General features: G+C 66.5%; 15 protein-coding genes. 8 read left to right on the top strand and 7 right to left on the bottom strand.

Annotation, left to right across the window (positions count from 1 at the left end):
- Positions 1–31: 31 nt before the first annotated feature.
- The 4 genes from AC07NK_RS07020 (at position 32) to AC07NK_RS07005 (ending at position 6,731) form a co-directional block, all read left to right on the top strand.
- A complete protein-coding gene (locus AC07NK_RS07020) occupies positions 32–2,815 on the top strand; it encodes a TonB-dependent receptor (RefSeq protein WP_495169873.1) in 2,784 nt (927 codons plus the stop codon).
- Positions 2,815–3,864: a phytase gene (locus AC07NK_RS07015; RefSeq protein ID WP_495169872.1), complete on the top strand. Its 1,050-nt coding sequence runs from the start codon at positions 2,815–2,817 to the stop codon at positions 3,862–3,864. The genes AC07NK_RS07020 and AC07NK_RS07015 overlap by 1 nt, the downstream gene beginning before the upstream one ends.
- A 72-nt stretch (positions 3,865–3,936) precedes the next feature.
- The gene (locus tag AC07NK_RS07010) at positions 3,937–5,400 is read left to right on the top strand and encodes a PQQ-dependent sugar dehydrogenase (RefSeq protein WP_495169871.1); all 1,464 of its coding nucleotides are present in this window, start codon (positions 3,937–3,939) and stop codon (positions 5,398–5,400) included.
- A gap of 38 nt (positions 5,401–5,438) precedes the next feature.
- Positions 5,439–6,731, top strand: coding sequence for a M20/M25/M40 family metallo-hydrolase (locus AC07NK_RS07005; protein ID WP_495169870.1), 1,293 nt, complete (start codon positions 5,439–5,441; stop codon positions 6,729–6,731).
- On the opposite strand, the gene AC07NK_RS07000 is transcribed toward AC07NK_RS07005, so the two are convergent.
- On the bottom strand, positions 6,728–7,702 hold the full coding sequence (locus AC07NK_RS07000) for a quinone oxidoreductase family protein (RefSeq protein WP_495169869.1): 975 nt from the start codon (positions 7,700–7,702) through the stop codon (positions 6,728–6,730). The two genes, AC07NK_RS07005 and AC07NK_RS07000, sit on opposite strands and share 4 nt — an antisense overlap.
- An 88-nt stretch (positions 7,703–7,790) precedes the next feature.
- Here AC07NK_RS07000 and AC07NK_RS06995 point away from each other — a divergent pair, with 88 nt between their 5' ends.
- On the top strand, positions 7,791–9,215 hold the full coding sequence (locus AC07NK_RS06995) for an aldehyde dehydrogenase family protein (protein ID WP_495169868.1): 1,425 nt from the start codon (positions 7,791–7,793) through the stop codon (positions 9,213–9,215).
- A gap of 39 nt (positions 9,216–9,254) precedes the next feature.
- On the opposite strand, the gene AC07NK_RS06990 is transcribed toward AC07NK_RS06995, so the two are convergent.
- From AC07NK_RS06990 to AC07NK_RS06980, 3 genes are read right to left on the bottom strand one after another with little or no spacing between them, the layout of a single operon-like run.
- On the bottom strand, positions 9,255–9,614 hold the full coding sequence (locus AC07NK_RS06990) for a TFIIB-type zinc ribbon-containing protein (RefSeq protein ID WP_495169867.1): 360 nt from the start codon (positions 9,612–9,614) through the stop codon (positions 9,255–9,257).
- Positions 9,615–9,664: 50 nt separating this feature from the next.
- A complete protein-coding gene (locus AC07NK_RS06985; RefSeq protein ID WP_495169866.1) occupies positions 9,665–11,437 on the bottom strand; it encodes an SLC13 family permease in 1,773 nt (590 codons plus the stop codon).
- Between the two features lie 53 nt (positions 11,438–11,490).
- Entirely contained in the window at positions 11,491–11,703 is a 213-nt protein-coding gene (locus AC07NK_RS06980; RefSeq protein ID WP_495169865.1) for a hypothetical protein, read from the bottom strand.
- A 193-nt stretch (positions 11,704–11,896) separates the two neighbouring features.
- Between AC07NK_RS06980 and AC07NK_RS06975 the strand changes: the two genes are divergently transcribed.
- Positions 11,897–12,094: a hypothetical protein gene (locus AC07NK_RS06975; RefSeq protein WP_495169864.1), complete on the top strand. Its 198-nt coding sequence runs from the start codon at positions 11,897–11,899 to the stop codon at positions 12,092–12,094.
- 7 nt (positions 12,095–12,101) lie between these two features.
- Here the strand turns inward: AC07NK_RS06975 and AC07NK_RS06970 are convergent, their stop codons facing one another.
- The gene (locus tag AC07NK_RS06970) at positions 12,102–13,238 is read right to left on the bottom strand and encodes an alpha/beta fold hydrolase (RefSeq protein ID WP_495169863.1); all 1,137 of its coding nucleotides are present in this window, start codon (positions 13,236–13,238) and stop codon (positions 12,102–12,104) included.
- Between the two features lie 59 nt (positions 13,239–13,297).
- Positions 13,298–13,918: a S24 family peptidase gene (locus AC07NK_RS06965; RefSeq protein ID WP_495169862.1), complete on the bottom strand. Its 621-nt coding sequence runs from the start codon at positions 13,916–13,918 to the stop codon at positions 13,298–13,300.
- Positions 13,919–14,016: 98 nt separating this feature from the next.
- Between AC07NK_RS06965 and AC07NK_RS06960 the strand changes: the two genes are divergently transcribed.
- Together AC07NK_RS06960 and AC07NK_RS06955 are read left to right on the top strand one after the other, a co-directional pair.
- Positions 14,017–14,211: a hypothetical protein gene (locus tag AC07NK_RS06960; protein ID WP_495169861.1), complete on the top strand. Its 195-nt coding sequence runs from the start codon at positions 14,017–14,019 to the stop codon at positions 14,209–14,211.
- The gene (locus tag AC07NK_RS06955; protein ID WP_495169860.1) at positions 14,208–14,522 is read left to right on the top strand and encodes a hypothetical protein; all 315 of its coding nucleotides are present in this window, start codon (positions 14,208–14,210) and stop codon (positions 14,520–14,522) included. Before AC07NK_RS06960 ends, AC07NK_RS06955 begins: the two co-directional genes overlap by 4 nt.
- Here AC07NK_RS06955 and AC07NK_RS06950 read toward each other — a convergent pair.
- On the bottom strand, positions 14,519–15,511 hold the full coding sequence (locus AC07NK_RS06950; protein ID WP_495169859.1) for a hypothetical protein: 993 nt from the start codon (positions 15,509–15,511) through the stop codon (positions 14,519–14,521). The two genes, AC07NK_RS06955 and AC07NK_RS06950, sit on opposite strands and share 4 nt — an antisense overlap.
- Positions 15,512–15,558 lie beyond the last annotated feature (47 nt).

Here is a 15,558-nt window from a genome sequence, read left to right as displayed (position 1 = left end):
AGGCGCGCCCTCGACTCAACCGGGGGACCTCATGAACCGCAACTCGATCATCGCCGCCCTTGCGAGCGCCAGCCTCGCGTCCGTCGCCATCGCGACCGCCACCCCCGCCGCAGCGAGGGAAACGCCCGAGACAACGGAAGGCGAGGAAGTCGTCGTCACCGGTAGCCGCCCGATCGCCGAATCGGAAGCCGCTGCGCTCGAAACGCAGAAGAACTCGGATTCGCTCGTTACCGTCGCCGCGGCGGACGGCGTCGGCCGCCTGCCCGACCAGAATATCGCTCAGGCAACCGGCCGCCTGCCCGGTCTCGCTGTCGAGCGTGACCAGGGTCAGGCCCGCTACGTCTCGATCCGCGGCGCGCCCAACTACTGGACCACGCTGTCGTTCGACGGGATCAACGTGGTCAGCCCCGAGGGCCGCGACGCGCGCTTCGATTCGATCCCCTCGGCGATCGCTTCCAAGATCATCGTGTCCAAGGCCGTGACCCCCGACATGCCGGGCGAGACCGTCGCCGGTAACGTCAACATCATTACCCGCTCCGCCTTCGACTATTCGGGCTTCCACTTCGCGGGCAAGCTCGGCGCCGGCCATGCCGAACTCGGCAGCCGCGGCGAGTATGAAGGGTCGGCGGTCGTCTCGAACCGGTTCGACACCGGCATGGGCGAGATCGGGGTGCTGGTGTCGGGCAGCTTCTATCAGCGTGACATGATCACCGACAATTTCGAGACCGATTACGAGCGCGTCTCGCAGGACCAGCGTCCCGGCAGCGGCACGCGCTTCTGGGCGCATGAGACCGAGAACAAGCTCTATCGCCTGACACGCAAGAACTGGTCGGTGTCGGGCCGTCTCGACTGGCGCCTCAATGATACGAACCGCATTTCGCTGCGGTCGATCTACACGACCTTCACCGACGACGAGAAGCGCGACAATTATCGCTTCGACCTCGACGATCGCCAGAGCGATCTGGTCGGGAACACTGCCGCCTGCTCGACCGCGGCCAACCCGACGCCAACCACCAGCGGCTATGCCGATGTCTGCATCGGCAACACCCCGCTCAAGGGCACGGTCTATGGCATCGACATCCGGCAGCGCTCGACCCTGCGCGCCTTCCGCCAGTCGATCTTCACCAACACGCTGGAGGGCGATCACGAATTCGGCGACGGCTGGAAGCTCAACTGGCTGGGCAACTATACCGAATCGAAGGATGACCGGTCGGTCGTCGGCGAGGCGAGCTGGGACAGCCCCAGCACGCGCACGCTGCGCCCGACCGTCGCCTATGACTTCACCAATCCCGACCGCGGCAACCTGACGCTGTTCACGACCCAGCAGCTCAGCAGCCCCACGCGTTACCAGGCGGGAAGCCAGGTGACGGCGATCGACAGCTTCACCAAGCCGCTGTCGTCGCTGACCATCCTCGACGCGATCGACACGACCAAGGCCTATACCGGCCGCATCTCGCTCGCGCGTGAGACCCGCTTCCTCGGCGCCGACGCGGTCTTCAAGGCCGGGTTCCAGTTCGACCAGCGCACCAAGACGGTCGACGAGAATCAGCTGACGCTCAACACCGCCGCCCAGTTCGCCGCGATCGGCATGCCGATCGACTATGCGAACTTCTCGCTCAGCGAGCCGTTCCAGGGCAAGATCCCGATGGGCTACACCTTCCGCTATTTCGACGCGGACAAGATGCGCGCCGCCTCGAACAGCGCGCGCAGCCAGTTCACCTTCGCGCCGGCCACCGCCAACATCTACGACGTGCGCGAGCAGGTCTATGCCGGCTATGCGATGGGCACGCTGCGCTACGACTGGGGTTCGGTGGTCGGCGGCGTGCGCGTCGAGCATATCACCAACCGCGGCATCGCGGTGGCGACGGTGGGCGCGACGACCGGCCCGGTCACTGCGGAATCGAGCCAGACGCTCGCCTTCCCCAGCTTCCACTTCAACTATAATCTCGACGACACCAAGAAGCTGCGCCTGTCGTTCAACAGCGGCGCCGCGCGCGCCGACTATGATCAGATGCGCCCGAACGTCGTGGTCAACGACCCCAACGGCACCATCTCCGGCGGCAATCCATCGGTGAAGCCCGAACGCGCCTATGGCGTCGACGGCTATTTCGAATGGTATCTGCGTCCGCAGGGCTATCTGATGGTCGGCGCCTTCTACAAGAAGGTCGAGGACGTGCTGTATCGCCAGACCCGCACCTTCAACTCCGATGCGCTGAACAGCGGCGGGGTCGATCGTTCGGGCTACATCTTCACGGGCATCACCAATGGCGGCGGCGGGCGCGTGTTCGGCGTCGAAGCCGCTGCGCAGCTTCAGCTCGAGCCCTGGACGGACTCGCTTGGCCTGCCCGACTGGATGGGCGGCTTCGGCATCTCGGCCAACATCACGCTCAACGACAGCGAAGTGACCAAGCCCGCGATCGGCACCGTTCCGGCGCGCAAGGTCCGCCTGCCCGGCACGTCGGACGTCGTCTACAATGTCGGCGGCTATTACGAGAAATACGGCCTGTCGGTCCGCCTTCAGTATCAGCGCCGCAGCACTTGGCTGGACGGCATCGCCGACGACCTCACCGATGCCGGCGACACCTATTGGGCGGCCGACGACGAGCTCGACTTCTCGGCGCGCTACGCGATCAACCGCAACTTCGAGATCTATGTCGACGCGTCGAACCTGCTCAACAATCCGGGCCGCCGCTATGCCGAGCCAGGCAATCTGTTGACCGCCACTGGCACGAAGACCCCGCATACCGACTATCAGACCATCGAGTGGGAGCGGTTCGGTCGCCGCTTCAGCGGCGGCGTGCGGATCAACTTCTGATGATCCGGCGTAGCATCATCCTCAGCCTGCTGCCGCTCGCGGCGGCAGGTTGCGCCTCGACCAGGAACGCGGTTCCGGTCGTCCCCACCACTCCGGCGGCCAGCGTTCAGGCGCGCGGCCAGACCGAGGCGGTGGGTACGGCCAATGCCGACGCCGCGGACGATCCCGCGATCTGGCGCAATTCGGCGAACCCAGCCGCCAGCCTGATCGTCGGCACCGACAAAAAGGCCGGGCTGCACGTCTATGACCTGTCCGGCAAGGACCGGTTCTTCATCGACGCTGGCCGGGTCAACAATGTCGACCTCAAGGACATGGGCGAGGCCGGCGTGATCGTCGCCGCGAGCGACCGCAACGATCCGCGCAATGCCAAGCTCGCGCTGTTCCGGCTCGACACCGCGACCGCAAGGCTCGTCCCGCTCGGCACTGTACCGGTCGGCGCGGGCGAGGCCTATGGAGTCTGCCTCTATCGTACGGGCGGCAAGCTCCATGCCTTCAACGTGATCAAGGACGGTACGATCCGACAGGTCGAGCTCGACCTGTCGGGCGCCGCTCCGGCCGGCAAGCTGCTGCGCACGATGAAGCTCGCGACCCAGTCCGAAGGCTGCGTCGCGGATGAGCGCACGCATCGGCTCTATGTCGGCGAGGAGGATGTCGGCGTCTGGCGCTTCGACGCGCGTGCCGAAGGCGCGGTCGCGGGGACGAAGGTCGTCGCCGCGGACACCGAAAAGCTCGTCGCGGATGTCGAAGGCGTCGCGCTTGCCACCGAGGGTGACGGCAATGGCGGCTATCTGCTCGTCTCCAGCCAGGGCGACCATGCCTATGCCGTCTACCGCCTCTCCGACGAAGCCTTTGTCGGCCGCTTCCGCATCACTCAGGGCAAATTCGGCTCTACCGAAGAAACCGACGGGATCGAACTGATCACCGGTGACTTCGGTGCCGACTATCCCGGCGGTTTGTTCATCGCACAGGACGGCTATAACCCGCCCAACGCGCAGAACTTCAAGTTCGCCGCCTGGGCCGACATCAAGGCCGCGTTGAGGCTCGACTGAGAAACTGCGGGCGCGGCGGCGGGAACAAAGCCGCGCTCGCGCGTTTCGCTCCTGTCACGACAGGAGAGAATGATGCGGGTCCTCGTCTTTGGCGCAGCGATGCTCACCGCCGGATGCAGCGGCGGTGACGGCACCCCTGGCCCAACGCCAACGCCTGCACCGAATAACCGTGCGCCTTCCTTTACGTCCGCCGCCACTGCGTCGGTAGCCGAGAACGTCGCCGCGGCTCTCACCGCGACAGCGAGCGATCCGGACAGCAACCCGCTCAGCTTCTCGATCGCGGGCGGAGCCGACGCGGCGCGCTTCGCCATTACTTCAGCGGGCGCTCTCACCTTCGCGCCCGCGCCCAATTTCGATCTTCCGGCCGACGCCGACAGCGACAATGTCTATCAGGTGCAGCTACGCGTCAGCGACGGCAGCCTCTCCGCCACACAGGATGTCTCGATCACCGTCACCAACAGCCGCGAGGGGATCGCGGTGCGCCGTGTCGGTACCGGCTTTACTCAGCCACTCTACGTCGCGCCGATCCCGGGCGACACGCGCGTCTATGTCGTGGAGAAGGGCGGCGGTATCTGGCGGCTTGATCCGGCGACGGGCGCGAAGACATTGATCCGAACTATCGGAAACCTGTCGACCGATGGCGAGCGCGGACTCCTGGGCCTTGCTGTCAACACCAATGCCCCCGGCACCTATGGCGAGGCGCTGGTGATGGCGACCGCACCGGACGGCGCGGTGGAAATCCGTTCGCTTTCGCTGAGCAGCCCGGCAACCCCCTACACCATCGTCCTGAGTACACCGCATTCGGCCAACAGCAATCACAATGGCGGCTGGCTCGGTTTCGGCCCAGACGGGCATCTCTATGCGGGGATCGGCGACGGCGGCGGCGGAGGCGATCCCTCCAACAATGCACAGAACACCAATATCCGCCTCGGCAAGATTCTGCGGCTGACCCAAAGCGGAGGCAGCTATGTCGCCGCACCCGGCAATCCCTATGCCGCCGGCGGAGGCGATCCATGGATATTCGCGATCGGTCTGCGCAATCCGTTCCGCGCGTCCTTCGCACCCGATGGCCGCCTTATCCTCGCCGATGTCGGCCAGAACGCGCGCGAGGAGATCAATATCGTTCGCCCCGACCAGCCCGGCCTCAATTTCGGCTGGCGCTTCCTTGAGGGCACCCAGCCGTTCAGCGGCACCGCTCCCGCTGGTCTCACCCCGCCCGTCACCGAATACAGCCACGGCACCGGCCCGCGTCAGGGGCGGTCAGTGACTGGCGGTTATGTCTATCGAGGCCCGATCGCCTCGCTGGCGGGGTCCTATGTCTTCGGCGACTATATCAGCGGCAATATCTGGAGCGTCCCCTATGCCTCGCTGGTCGCGGGTAGCACGCTGGCGTCGACCAACTATGAGCGCCGCAACCAGGACCTCACCCCCGATACGGGGACGATCAACCAACTCGCCTCCTTCGGGGAGGATGCGGCGGGCAACCTCTTCATCATCGACCTGGACGGCGAGATCTTCATGGTGACGCCCGGCTAAGGGTTGCGGGGTGCGCGGCCAGCCGCTTTAACGTGCGCATGCTCCGCGCCCTCACCCCGCTCGCCCTGATCCTCGCCCTCCCCGCCGTCGCCCAGAACGGCGCCGAGCGGAAGATGGCGGCCACCGTCAAGGCGGAGACCGAACGCCACGTCGCGCTGCTGGAAAAGCTGGTCAACCAAAATAGCGGCTCGCTCAACATCGACGGCGTGACCAAGGTGGGCGCCATGGTCCGCGCCGAGCTGGAGCCGCTCGGCTTCAAGGTCGAGTGGGTCGACATGAAGGAAACTGGCCGTGCCGGGCACCTGATCGCGACCCATATGGGCAACGGCAAGGGCGAGCGCCTGTTGCTGATCGGCCATCTCGACACGGTGTTCGAGCCGGAATCGCCCTTCCAGAGGTTCGTCCGCACCGGCGACCGCGCTTCCGGGCCCGGCATCGGCGACGACAAAGGCGGGATCGTGGTGATCGTCGCGGCGCTACGCGCGATGCAGGCCGCCGGCACGCTCAAGGGCGCAGACATCAAGATCGTGCTGACCGGGGACGAAGAGCGCACCGGCAAGCCGCTGGCGATCGCGCGACGCGACCTGATCGCTGCAGGCAAATGGGCCGACGTCGCGCTGGAATATGAGAATCTCGCGCGCGACAATGGCGGCGACATGGGCACGATTGCCCGGCGCAGCTCGGCGAGCTGGACCCTGACCACGACGGGCAAGACCGGCCATAGCAGCGGCGTGTTCGGCGCCTCGCTCGGTTATGGCGCGGCCTATGAGCTGGTGCGCATCCTCGACGAATTCCGACGCACGCTGCCTGAGCAGAACCTGACCTTCAACATCGGCACGATGGCGGCAGGGACGCCTGCGACGCTGGCGCCGAACAACTATCAGGTCAGCGCCAGCGGCAAGACCAACATTGTCGCGGAGCAGGCGGTCGCACGCGGCGATCTGCGCGCGCTCACACCCGAGCAGGATGCGAAGACCCGCGCTGCAATGCAGGCGATCGTCGCGAAGAGCCTGCCCGGCACCAGCGCGAAGATCGCGTTCGAGGAGTCCTATCCGCCGATGGCGCCGACCGCGGGCAATCGCGCGCTGCTGACCAAGCTCAACACGGTCAACCGCGACATGAAGCTCCCCCAGATGACCGAGATGGACCCGGCCAAGCGCGGCGCGGCCGACAGCGCGTTCGTCGCGGCGGACGTCGATACGCTGGCCGGGCTCGGCGTTGCGGGCGGTGGTGCGCATGCCGAAGGCGAATGGATCGACTTGACCTCGATCCCGCTCCAGGCGCTGCGCAACGCGGTATTTCTGACCCGGCTCAGCCGCGAGGCGCGCTAGGGGATCAACAGCGTCGCACCGATCGTCTCGCCCGCCTCGATCGCGCGGTGGGCGGCGGTGGCGTCCTCCAGCGCAAACCGTTGCCCGATCTCGACGCTCAGCACCCCGCTCGCGATCAGCTCGAACACGCGCGCCACGCCCGCCGCGCGCTCCGCGGGGCTCGTATAATAATCGTACAACGTCGGCCGGGTGACGAACAGCGAACCGTGACGGCTCAGCACGCCCAAATTGACCCCTTCCACGGGGCCACCGGCATTGCCAAAGCTCACGATCAACCCGCGCCGCGCCGCCGACTTGAGCGACGCTTCCCAGGTCGATCCGCCAACGCCGTCGAACACGATGGGCACACCCTCACCGCCGGTGATCTCGCGCACCCGCTCGGCGATATCCTCACGCTTATATTCGATGACATGATCTGCCCCGAGCGCACGCGCACGCTCCGCCTTGTCGGGCGAACCAACGGTAGCGATCACCGTAGCGCCAAGATGCTTGAGCCACTGCACCAGCAATTGCCCGGTACCGCCCGCTGCGGCATGGACCAGCACCGTCATCCCCGCCTTCACCCTTGCCACGCGCTCGACCAGATATTCTGCGGTGCAGCCCTTGAGCATCACCGCCGCCGCAACCTCGTCCGAAATTGCGTCGGGCAGCTTCGAAAGGATCTCCGCCGGGACGTTGCGCTCGCTCGCATAGGCGCCGAGCCCCGGCCCATAGGTCGCGACCCGGTCACCGACCGCCAGCGCGGTCACACCTTCGCCAAGCGCCTCGACCACACCGGCGGCCTCGCTGCCAAGGCCGCTGGGCAGCGGTACCGGGTACAGGCCCGAGCGGTGATAGGTGTCGATGAAGTTGAGCCCCACGGCGGTGTGCCGCACGCGGACTTCGCCCGGTCCGGGCGGCGGCAGGTCACGGGTGGTCCATTGAATCACCTCGGGCCCGCCGGTCTTCTCGATCACTGCCACACGCGCCATACACTCGCCTCCAGTTTCAGGTTGCAACCCGTCGGCTCCGTCGCCATCTAATCCACCATACCCGATCTTGGAAAACCCGGAGGCGAGCATGCGGAGCTATCTCAAGCAATATATTGGTGGCGCCTGGGTCGAAAGCGAGGGGGGCACGCGCCACGACGTGATCAATCCCGCGACCGAAGCAGCCGTCGCGGAAATCACCCTGGGGTCCGAGGCGGATGCCGACAAGGCGGTCGCCGCAGCCAAGGCCGCGTTCGACAGCTTCTCGCGCACCAGCGTCGAGGAGCGGATCGCGCTGCTCGAGGCGATCCTCACCGAATACAAGAACCGCGCGGGCGACCTCGCCGATGCCATCGCCGCCGAAATGGGCGCACCGATCAGCCTCGCGAAGACCGCACAGGTCGGCAGCGGCATCGGCCACCTGATGTCGACGATCAACGCGCTCAGGAATTTCGAGTTCAGCGAGCAGATCGGCACCAGCCTTGTGGTGCATGAACCGATCGGCGTGGTCGCACTGATCACGCCCTGGAACTGGCCGCTCAATCAGATCGTCGCCAAGGTCGCGCCCGCGCTCGCCGCCGGCAACACGATGGTGCTCAAGCCGAGCGAGGAAGCGCCGTCCTGCGCTGCGATCTTCGCCGAGATCATGGACAAGGCCGGCGTCCCCGCGGGCGTGTTCAACCTCGTCCAGGGCGACGGCCCCGGGGTCGGCACCGCGCTCAGCCGCCACAAAGACGTCGACATGGTGAGCTTCACCGGATCGACCCGTGCCGGCGTTCAGGTCGCGAAGAACGCCGCCGACACGGTCAAGCGCGTGCATCAGGAACTGGGCGGCAAGTCGCCCAACGTCATCCTCCCCGGCGCCGATCTGCCGCGCGCGGTCCAGACCGGCCTGTTCAGCGTCATCATGAACTCCGGACAAAGCTGCATCGCCCCCGCACGTATGCTGGTGCACGAGAGCCAGGCAGCCGAAGCCGCGCAGATCGCGAGCGGCGTGATGAAGGCGGTTGAGACAGGTGATCCTGCGCAGGAAGGCCGCCATATCGGTCCCGTGGTCAACAAGGCGCAGTGGGAGAAGATCCAGGGCCTGATCCGCAAGGGGCTGGAGGAAGGCGCCAAGCTCGAGACCGGCGGCCCCGGCCGCCCCGACGGCGTCGAAACCGGCTATTTCGTCAAGCCGACCCTGTTCTCAGGCGTGCGCAACGACATGACCATCGCGCGTGAAGAGATCTTCGGCCCGGTGGTGACGATCATCCCGTACAAGGATGAGGAAGAAGCAGTCCGCATTGCCAACGACACGGAATATGGCCTGTCCGCGGTCCTCTTCGGCACGCCCGAAGAAGTGAAGCGCGTCGCGCCCCGACTGCGTGCCGGGATGGTCTATATCAATGGCGGCCAGCCCGACCCCGGCCTGCCCTTCGGCGGCTACAAGCAATCGGGCAACGGCCGTGAGCACGGCAAGTTCGGCCTCGCCGAGTTCATGGAGGTGAAGGCGATGGTGGGGGCGCTGGCCTGATCGAAAAAACCCTCCCCGGTTTCGGGGAGGGTTTCAAGCTCAGTCGAACAGCTCTTCGAGAAAGCTCTTCTTGCGCTTGTGCTTGTAGCGCGGATCGTAGCCGTGCCCGTAGCCCTGCTGCCCATAGCCCTGCTGCTGCGGCGGATAACCTCCACCCTGCTGCCATGGGCTGCCCTGCTGCGGTGGCGGCGGTGCGTGCGGTGTTGGAGGAGCGGCAGGTGCCGCGGGTGCTTCCGCAACACCGCTACGCTCGACGATCTTGTCGAGTTCGCCGCGATCGAGCCAGATGCCGCGACATTGCGGGCAGTAATCGATCTCGATCCCCTGCCGATCGCTCATATGGAGGCCCACCTTGCACACGGGGCACAACATTCCGGCAACGGCTTCAGCGGTTCGCATCGAATACTCCTGTGGTGATCGGTCCTCTCAACCTAGGTAGCCTCTGCACTTCACGCAACCGGCCAGACCCACAGGATCAACGGTGTTCCGACGATCAGCACCAACAGCGATAACGGCGCACCCAGCCGCGCATAGTCGCTGAACCTGTAACCGCCCGGTCCCATCACCAGCGTGTTGCACTGGTGCCCGATCGGCGTCAGGAAATCGCACCCCGCGCCCACTGCGGTCGCCATCAGGAACGCTTCGGGCCTGAGCCCCAGATCGCCCGCAAAGGTCGCGGCGATCGGCGCCATCACCAGCACCGTCGCAGCGTTGTTCAGGAAGGGTGTCACCGCCATCGCCGCCGCCATAATCAGCGCCACCGCTCCCCACGGTGGCAGCGATGCTGCGGTCACCGACAGCCAGTTGCCAATCAGTTCGGTCACGCCGGTGGAACGCAGCGAGTCGCTCACTGGGATCAGTGCGCCCAGCATGATCAGGATCGGCCATTCGACATGCTCATACGCGTCGCGTACCGGCAGCGCGCCTGCGATCACCACCGCGGCGGCCGCGGCAAAGAAGGCGACCGTCACCGGGACCAGGCCGGTCGCGGTCGCCGCCATCGCGATTGCGAGGATCGCGATCGGCAGCAGCCCCTTGCGCGTGCTGCCCAGTCGCAGTTCGCGCTCTGCCAGCGGCAGCGCGCCCAGTTCATTCAATGTTTGCGGCAGACCGCCGAGCGGCCCTTGCAGCACGATCACATCGCCCGCCTGAAAAACGACATTGGGCATGCGCCGAACGATCCGCTCACCCTGCCGCGACACCGCGATCAGGTTGATGCCGAAGCGCTGGCGCAGCATCAGCGATCCCGCGGTTCCGCCCACCAGCGGCGACCCGGTCGAGACCACCGCTTCGATCACCCCGATCTCGTCGCCCTCCTCGCTTTCCGGCGCTTCGCTGGTGCCGACGAAATCGAGTTTGTCCCGCGCGATCGCGCGTTCGAGGCTGTCGGGCGCGCCGCCCAGGATCAGGATGTCGCCCTCGCGCAGGATCGTGGAGGGTGCCGGGGTCGCGCGGATGCCGTCGCGCAGGAACATGGTGATCGTCACCTCCTGCTCGTGTCGGGCGATGAAGTCCTCGACCCGTTCACCCGCCGCCGCCGATTGCTCGACGATCTTCGCCTCGGTCGCATAGTCGTGGATGTCGAGTGCCTCACCCATCGTCGGCGCGGCGCGCCGGTCGAGCGGGAGCAGGCGGTAGCCGAAGCGCAGAAACACCAGCCCGACCAGCGTCAGGCCAAGTCCGACCGGCGCATAGTCGAACATGTGGAAGGGCTGCCCCGTCATCTCCTCGCGCACGCGGCTGACGATAATGTTGGGCGACGTGCCGATCAGTGTGATCAGCCCGCCGAGCAGCGAGGCGAACGCCATCGGCATCAGGAAGGCGGAGGGCGAGGTGTCTGATTTCTTCGCCATCTGGAACGCGGCGGGCATCATCATCGCCAGCGCGCCGATATTCTTGACCAGCGCCGATCCGAATCCGACGCTCGCGGCGAGCAACAGCAATTGCGACCGCACCGTCGTCACATGCTTCTGCAGGCGGCGCATCACCCGCTCGATCACGCCCGATCGCTGCACTGCGCCGGAGAGTACCAGCGCGGATCCGACAATGATGACGATATCGTCGGAGAAACCGTGAAAGGCGTCAGCTGGCTTGACGATGCCTGCGACGAGCGCGGCGAGCAGCGCCATCACCGCGACGACGTCGTACCGGAACTTGCCCCACAGGAACATCGCCATCATGCCGATCAGCACGGTGACGGACAGGAATTGCGGTAATGTCATGCGGCCCCCATGCGTCCTAAACGCGGGGAAGCGGACAGGTTTCCGTCAGACGATCAGTGGACGGTACCCACTGCACGCTGGACGCTCATCAGCACGATCAGCCGCTCGATCTGGCGCCAGCGGCAGAAATGGATGTGGTTGCCCAGATCGCGATAACGGTCGGCGCGTGCCGCCGCCTCGAACCCCGCATCGTCGCCGAACATCGCAATCAGTTCAGCAGCGTCGGTCACATGCGCGCGATCGGCCAGATAGGGAATGGTGGACATTGCAGGCGGCATAAGCGGGGGGCGCTCCAATCGATACGGTGTGAACACGCATCGCCTGTGCCATGACAGACAGAGTCTTACATTCACGCGCACCACAAAGGTAAACCACCGGAAACCATAAGCTTTTCTACAGTACCACGCGTTCATTATCGGGACGGTGGCGTCCCGGCGCGGGACGTGGCAAGGGGACGAGATGGACCGCACGCCCTCCCCCGCCCCGCGCGGCAGCACCCCCATTGCGGGCGGCGCGTTGCTCGCACTTGCCCTGATCGTCGGCACAGTGACCGGCATTCTCAACGGCCAGCCTTCGCTCGGCTTCATCGTCGGGCTTGGCGCTGGCCTCGTGCTGATGCTGATCGTCGCGTTGATCGATCGCGTCCGGCGGACCTGAGCGGCCGCTAGATCCTCCCGCAGTCGCTGGGCGCGCGCTGACCCGCGAACCGCGCATCGATCCAGTCGAGCGTCGGCTTCGCTTCGGTCCGCGCGACCGTCGCATGCTCCCCGCCGGGGATCGAGATGTAGCGGACGGTCTTGCCCGCCCGGCACGCGCGCTGCGCGAAATCGCGCACTACCGCGGGCGCCACGATCACATCACCGCTTCCGGTGGCGACCAGCAGCGGCGACGGGACGGCGGCGGGCGAGACGCTGTTCTGGCGGATCAACCGCGCCCATTGCGGGTGCTTGGTCAAATCGAGGTTACGGGTCGCACGCTCCGCGATCGCGATCCCCAGTATCTGGCCCAGTTTGGGCTTGGCGAACGATGAGATGCAGTTGTTGTCGGCGAGCCGCAGCATCACATTCTGCGTCGACCGGTTGCCGAACGTCGCCATCGGCGCACCATAGAGGCGCGACCAGCTCGCGGCGGTGAATGCGGTCAGGATCGTCCGCGCGCGCTTGTCGCTCCCCTCGGCCATGTTGCGGGCAAGGTCGGTGGGTGGCACGATCGCCGCGATCCCGACGAGGTTCAACTCGGGCGCATAGCTCCGCGCCAATTGCCCGGTCCACAGCGCCGCGAACCCGCCCTGCGATTCACCCCAAACCGCAAAGCGCAACCCGGCATTCACGCCCCGGATGTCCCGCGCTGCCCGCACCGCGTCGAGTACGGATCGCCCGGTTGGCACCCCGGCAAGAAACGGGTGCATCATGTCCGAGCCAAGGCCCGGATAGTCCGGCGCCACCACGGTATAGCCCCGCGCGATCACGTCCGTGAGCGACGGTATGACCTTGAAATTACTGTCGTCCAGCGACGGTGCACACCGCTGTGCGACCCCGATCGCGCCGTGCGTCCATGCGATTACCCGCCCGGGTCCCGGTGCGGGCCGCGCCGGCGCGATCACCATGCCGCTCACTTCGATCGGTTGGTTGCTGTCGCTCGTCGTCCGGTAGACCACCCGCCAGGCGCGCATCCCCTCCGGCGCGCTGTTGACCGGTTCGGCAGAGACCAAAGTCCCGGCACGTTGAGCGGAGGCGGTGGCCGGCATGGTGAGCAGGGCCGCCGCAACGATGCTGGCCAGACTGGCGCGTGCATGATGCATGGCGTTGAAATACCACAACCGTCGCCGAAACGAAAAGCGCGGCAAAGGGTGTACGCCGCTTATACCAGCGCCCGGTGGAGCCACACCACCCGCCCGACGACATCGATCGCCTGCACCGGGATCACCTCGCGCCCGAAGGCAGGGTTATCGCTCACCACCTCGACCTCGGCGCCCATTGTGCGCAGCCTTTTGACCGCCACCAGTCCCTCGCGCCGGAAGACATAGATCGCCGGTCGCGCGCCCAACGCCCGCCGTGCGCCGTCGACCAGGATCTCGTCCCCATCACACAGGTTCGGCTCCATCGACGCACCTTCGACCCGGATCGTCGACGCCATGTCCGCGCGCACCCCCAGCCGCCGCAGCAGCGCGGGGTCGAGCAGCAACTCGCTGCGCAACTCGGTCTCGACCAGCCGCCCGCGCCCAGCCGCGGCGCCGGCATCCACCCGTGCAACGGGCACCAGCCCCTCGACCGCCGGTCCACCCAGCGCCGCGTCGCTCAACCCAAGGTAGCGCGCCAGCTTGCGCCGGTCGGACTCTGCCAGCAACCGCGGCGAACCGCGCGCCACAAACTGCTGAAGATAAGCCGCATTCCGCCCGATCAGGCGCGACAGTGCCGCCAGCGACTCCCCCCGCGCCATGGCCGCACGCTCCAGTGCTTCGCGTTGTTCGATGGACTCCATGTTTCGAACATAGTCGTAGGATTTTTCCTAGACAAGTTGGAAATGAGAACATTTAATGAACATTAGAGACGCACGAGTCGGGAGAGCAGGAGTGATCGATGGCAATTTTGGGCAAGGTGGAACGGTATCTGCGCAAGCACGGTATGCCGGCCACCAAATTCGGGAGGCTGGCGGTGCGCGACCCGCGGCTGGTGGGCGATCTGCGCAATGGCCGCGAGTTGCGCATCCGGACTCTGGCGCGGGTCGAGGCGTTCCTCTCTGCGCCGCCGCCGACACCGGAAACGCAGCTGTGAGCCGCTGGCTCGACCCGGGCACGCAGCTCGAGCGCGCGCTGGTCCGCAGTGCGGCGGAAGCCGGAGTGGTTCTAAGCCCTACCGTGGCGACCGCTACGCCATGGGCGAGCGTAACCTTCACCGGCGCGCGTCACAGGCTGACGATGGTCGCGGCACGTTCTTCTGCGCTGGATGCCTGGCTCGCTGGTATTTCCGAAGCCGAGTTACACCTGCGCGGCCATCTGGTCGCGGATCTCATCGTGGCCGGGACGACCGACGCGACCGACTCGACCAAGGTCACGCTCGAAGCGCTGACCGTCGAGGATTGCTAGGCGCGAACCGCCATCTTGCGCAGCGCGGCAAGCGCGCCTTCCAACCCCGGCGGCAGGGGCTCGCGAACGGGCTCGGGAGCCGGTGAAGCGGGGACAGGAACCGGCTCGGCTTGCGGGACCGGAGGCAGGACAACCGGGGTCGCCGCTGCCGGTTCGGGCGCCTGATGCGTGCGCCGGGCAATGCCGCGCTCCAGCCGATCGAGCAGCGCGTTGACGCTGGCATCGGTCTCGGGCGCGGCGAGGTTGTCGGGCTGCGGCAAGGGGACAGCGACGGGAGCCGCCGCAGGGCGCACCGGCGGCCTCAATTCGAACGTCTCGAGCCGTTCGCCCTGGGCGAGTGCCGGCGCACGGGTAAGCGGTGCCAGCGGCGGCGGCGGCGCACGCGGAAGATCGGGAATGGCACCGGGATCGAACGCCGATAGCGGCTGATCCAGGTCGGCGGGCAGTGGTTGCGGCGTCGGTGGCGGCGGAGTCGTCACCTCAAGGGGTGCAAGCACGACGGACGGGATCGTCTCCGCAGGCGGCGCGGGTGTGCCCATCGCGATGACCGGCTCGGGCGGAAGCTTCGGAAGATCGAGGTCATAGGCCTCCGCCTCGTCATCCGGCGCAGCCAGGTGGACCTCAGCGGCGACCGTCTCAGGCTCAACCTCGGCAATCACGCCCCTGGCGCGGAACGGCATGCCGAGATCGCGAGTCGCGAGCAGCGGCGCGCGCGGCGGTGCGTCGGGATGGGCATCGGCACGGCGCACCGCGGGAGGGCGCTCGCCAACCTCAGCCTCGCCCCGCGAATCGCGCCACATCAACAGCCCCGAAAGTACGAACCAGGCAATCAGCGCCGCGGCTCCGCCTGCAAACACGCCGATACAGATTCGAGCGGTGGCGCCCAGCGGCGGCTCGGCGGCGGGAATGAACGCGGCAACGCCACTCGTCACTACGATATCCTGAAGCGCCCCATAGGGAATCGCCAGTGTCGCCAGCGCGACGAGCACACCAGCAGCCCCGGCGCCAGCGAGCGCAAGATTAGGAGTCAGACGTT

The organism is Sphingomonas sp. GW821-FHT09B04 (genome assembly GCF_059418285.1).
Note: the sequence above shows the minus strand (reverse complement) of the source record. Positions and strands in the feature narration are given on the sequence as shown.

Coding starts and splice junctions, on each gene's coding strand:
- AC07NK_RS07020 (WP_495169873.1), top strand. CDS start 32: ATGAACCGCAACTCGATCATCGCCGCCCTTGCGAGCGCCAGCCTCGCG.
- AC07NK_RS07015 (WP_495169872.1), top strand. CDS start 2,815: ATGATCCGGCGTAGCATCATCCTCAGCCTGCTGCCGCTCGCGGCGGCA.
- AC07NK_RS07010 (WP_495169871.1), top strand. CDS start 3,937: ATGCGGGTCCTCGTCTTTGGCGCAGCGATGCTCACCGCCGGATGCAGC.
- AC07NK_RS07005 (WP_495169870.1), top strand. CDS start 5,439: ATGCTCCGCGCCCTCACCCCGCTCGCCCTGATCCTCGCCCTCCCCGCC.
- AC07NK_RS07000 (WP_495169869.1), bottom strand. CDS start 7,702: ATGGCGCGTGTGGCAGTGATCGAGAAGACCGGCGGGCCCGAGGTGATT.
- AC07NK_RS06995 (WP_495169868.1), top strand. CDS start 7,791: ATGCGGAGCTATCTCAAGCAATATATTGGTGGCGCCTGGGTCGAAAGC.
- AC07NK_RS06990 (WP_495169867.1), bottom strand. CDS start 9,614: ATGCGAACCGCTGAAGCCGTTGCCGGAATGTTGTGCCCCGTGTGCAAG.
- AC07NK_RS06985 (WP_495169866.1), bottom strand. CDS start 11,437: ATGACATTACCGCAATTCCTGTCCGTCACCGTGCTGATCGGCATGATG.
- AC07NK_RS06980 (WP_495169865.1), bottom strand. CDS start 11,703: ATGTCCACCATTCCCTATCTGGCCGATCGCGCGCATGTGACCGACGCT.
- AC07NK_RS06975 (WP_495169864.1), top strand. CDS start 11,897: ATGGACCGCACGCCCTCCCCCGCCCCGCGCGGCAGCACCCCCATTGCG.
- AC07NK_RS06970 (WP_495169863.1), bottom strand. CDS start 13,238: ATGCATCATGCACGCGCCAGTCTGGCCAGCATCGTTGCGGCGGCCCTG.
- AC07NK_RS06965 (WP_495169862.1), bottom strand. CDS start 13,918: ATGGAGTCCATCGAACAACGCGAAGCACTGGAGCGTGCGGCCATGGCG.
- AC07NK_RS06960 (WP_495169861.1), top strand. CDS start 14,017: ATGGCAATTTTGGGCAAGGTGGAACGGTATCTGCGCAAGCACGGTATG.